The 3,636-nt window shown below is 71.1% G+C and carries 1 protein-coding gene and 1 pseudogene; both read right to left on the reverse strand.

Annotated features, from left to right (window positions below):
* Positions 1-7 precede the first annotated feature (7 nt).
* Positions 8-2,159, reverse strand: a pseudogene (locus U9980_RS02990) (3-hydroxyacyl-CoA dehydrogenase NAD-binding domain-containing protein).
* Positions 2,156-3,469, reverse strand: a complete 1,314-nt coding sequence (locus tag U9980_RS02995; protein ID WP_322766578.1) for a thiolase family protein — start codon at positions 3,467-3,469, stop codon at positions 2,156-2,158. The pseudogene U9980_RS02990 and the gene U9980_RS02995 overlap by 4 nt, the downstream one beginning before the upstream one ends.
* Between the last annotated feature and the right edge of the window lie 167 nt (positions 3,470-3,636).

Raw genomic sequence — 3,636 nt, forward strand, 5'->3', positions numbered from 1 at the left:
CCAGAAACTAGGAAATGCTCGCTACACCCGGCGGGCTGAAACGGCGGCCGGTGATCTTCTCGCTGACGCCGGTGCGATCCAGATACGGCGTGATGCCGCCGAGGTGGAACGGCCAGCCGGCACCGAGGATCAGGCACAGGTCCACATCGGCCGCCTCGGCGACCACGCCGTCGTCGAGGATGATCCGGATCTCCTCGGCGAGCGCGGCCAGCGCCGCCTCCCGCACCTGCTCACCGGTCGGCACCGGGGCATCACCGTCGGCATGGACCCGCAGGAGTTCGGCGGCCTGCTGGTCGATCTCATGCGGATCCCCGTGCTCCGCGTAGACCCCGGTCCGGCCGGCGGCGACAAGCCGGGCAAGGCCTTCGGGTTTGCCGAAGCGGTCAGGATAGGCGGCGTGCAGGGTCTCGGCGACGTGGAGGACAACCGCCGGGCCCACCAACCCGAGCAGCGCCAGCGGGGACATCGGCAGGCCGAGGGGTTCCAGCGCCTGGTCGGCCTCGGCCGGGGGAGTACCGTCCTCGATCGCGCCGAGCACCTCGCCCATGAACCGAATGAAGCAGGCGGTTGAGTGCGAACGCAGGCGTGTCGGTGGTGAGCACCGCATTTTTTTTGATCTTCTTCGCGACCGCGAGGGTGGTGGCGATGGCCGCGTCATCGGTGTGCCTGCCCCGGACCACCTCGACCAGCGGCAGGACGGCGACCGGATTGAAGAAGTGCAACCCGGCGACCCGCTGCGGATGCGCCAGCCCCGACGCCATCTCGCTGACCGACAGGGCGGAGGTGTTGGTCAGCAGCAGGGCCGTGGGGCTGAGTACCGCCTCCAGGTCGGTCAGGACCTGCCGTTTGACTGCGGGATCCTCGAACACGGCCTCGATGACGAGGTCTGCGTCGGTGAACGCGGTGAGGCCCAGCGAGCCGGTCACGCTCGCCTTCAGCCGCGACGCAGCGTCCGGGGAGAGTCTCCCCCTGGCCGACAGGTTGTCGATCTCGGTGTGGACGGCGGCCACACCGGCGTCAAGGCGGGCCTGGTCGACGTCGGTCAGCACGACCGGGACCTCCAGGCGCCGGGCGAACAGCAGCGCGAGCTGGCTCGCCATCAGGCCTGCGCCCACCACACCGACCTTGGTGACCGGGCGGGCCAGCGAAGCGTCCGGCCCACCGACTGGACGCCTCGCCCGTTTCTGTACCAGGTCGAAGGCGTAAAGGCTGGCAGCCAGCTCCTCGGTGACGGCGACGTCTGCGAGCGCGTCGGCCTCGGCGGCAAGGCCGGAGTCGAGATCGGCGGTCTCGGCGAGCTCGATCAGTTCCAACGCGCGATAGGCCGCGGGTGCGGCGCCGTGCAGCTTGGCGTCGGCCAACCCCCGGCCACGGGCGACCGCGTCGGCCCAGGCCTGCCCGCGCCGTACCGGCGTCCGCGCGGCGGCCGGGTCGATCTCACCGCGGATGACCTGACCCGCCCAGCGCAGGGCCTCTTCCAGGAAGTCCGCCGGTTCCAGGAGCACGTCGGCGAGGCCGAGCTCGACCGCCGCAGCGGCGTTGAGCATCCTGTTCTGGCTCAGCGGGTTCTCGATGGCGATGGTGACCGCCCTGTCCGCGCCGACCAGGTTCGGGAGCAGCTGGGTTCCGCCCCACCCCGGGACCACACCGAGGAAGACCTCGGGCAGGGCCAACGCTGCGACCGCGCCGGAGACCGCCCGGTAGTCACAGTGCAGCGCCAGTTCCAGGCCGCCGCCCATGGCCGCGCCGTTGATCAGCGCGAAGGTGGGCACCCTGGCGCCGGCCAGGCGTCCCGCGCCGATCCGGCGCATCGCGGTGTGCCCGAGCTCGCTCAACGCGTGGATGGCAGGCCGGATTGCCCGCGGATCGGTGAACGACGACCGGAAGGACAGGTCGGCGCCGACATGGAAGACGAACGGCTTGCCGGTGACGGCGACGGCCGACACGGCCGGGGCGTGCGCCTCGATCTCAGCCGCGGCGGCGAGCAGGTTGCGCAGCCCGGTGGGGCCGAAGGTCGACGGCCGAGTGTGGTCCATGCCGTTGTCAAGGGTGATGAGCGCAATCGGCCCCGCGACATCCGGTACCTGCACGTAACGGACGTGGGCGTGCGTCACCACCTCGCCCGGATGATCGAGGGTCGGCGTGTCGGTCGAGCTCATGTTGCCGCTCCCGTCCCGTTAGTGCTCCGGGGACTGCGGCCTGCGGGCGCGCGATCTGACGATCGTCGCGCGCCGTTTGGCTCTCCAGCCGCGTCCGCCGTGTCCGCCGCGTCGTTGAAATGCGGGTTCGACCAGATGGTCGTGGCGCCCATGCCGAGGCCGACGCACATGGCGGTGAGTCCGTAACGGACGTCGGGACGCTCGGCGAACTGGTGGGCGAGCTGGGTCATCAGCCGTACGCCGCTGGCGGCCAGCGGATGCCCCAGGGCGATCGCGCCGCCGTAGGGGTTCACCCGCGGGTCGTCCTGCGCGATGCCGAAGTGGTCGAGGAAGGCCAGTACCTGGACGGCGAAGGCCTCGTTCAGCTCGAACAGCCCGATGTCGTCGATGGACAGGCCGGTACGGGCCAGGGCCTTCTCGGTGGACGGGATCGGCCCGACCCCCATCACGTGGGGTTCGACGCCGGCGAAGCCGAAGCCGACCAGGGACATCTTCGCGGTGAGACCGAGTTCCCCGGCGACGTCCGCGGCGGCGAGTATGCATCCGGTCGCGCCGTCGTTGATGCCCGCCGCGTTACCCGCGGTCACCCGGCCGTGGGGGCGGAACGGGGTCTTGAGGCCGGCGAGTCCGGCCAACGTCGTGTCCGGGCGCGGTGGTTCGTCGCTCGCCACGAGATCCCAGCCACTGTCGACGTGCCGGGCCGCTACCGGAACGAGATCGGGTTGGAGCCGGCCGTCCGCGTAGGCCTTGGCCACCTTCTGCTGGGAGGCGAGGGCGTATGCGTCCGCCCGCGCCTTTGTGATCGTCGGGTAGCGGTCGTGCACGTTCTCCGCGGTCTGCCCCATGACCAGCGCGGAGAGGTCGACCAGCCGCTCGGAGACGAAACGGGGGTTGGGGTCGGCGCCTTCGCCCATCGGGTGGCGGCCCATGTGCTCGACCCCGCCGGCGATCGCGACGTCGTAGGCGCCGACGGCGATCGCGGACGCGGTCGTCGTGACCGCGGTGACCGCCCCGGCGCACATCCGGTCGACGGCGTAGCCGGGTACGGACTGCGGCAGACCGGACAGGATCGCCGCGACCCGGCCGATGGTCAGGCCCTGATCGCCGATCTGGGTGGTGGCGGCGATCGCCACCTCGTCGATCCGGTCGGCCGGCAGCGACGGGTTGCGCCGCAGCAGTTCGCGGATGACCCTGACGATGAGATCGTCCGCGCGTGTCTCGGAATAGACCCCCTTCGCCTTGCCGAAGGGGGTGCGGACGCCGTCGACGAACACGACGTCGCGGACGGAGTCCCTGGCAGCTAGGAACACCTGTGCCTCCTGACCGGGGGACCCGGACAAAGCCGGTGCCGACGTGCTCGCCGACACCCCGAAGCCTACGGCAGGTTGTTACCAATGGGTAACCCTGCTGGTCCCGCCGGCGGCTCGGCCTGTTCCGGCGGCTCGGCCTGTTCCGGCGGCTCGGCCCGTTCCGGCGG

This window comes from Protofrankia sp. Cr1, from assembly GCF_963555865.1.
Taxonomy (GTDB): domain Bacteria; phylum Actinomycetota; class Actinomycetes; order Frankiales; family Frankiaceae; genus Protofrankia.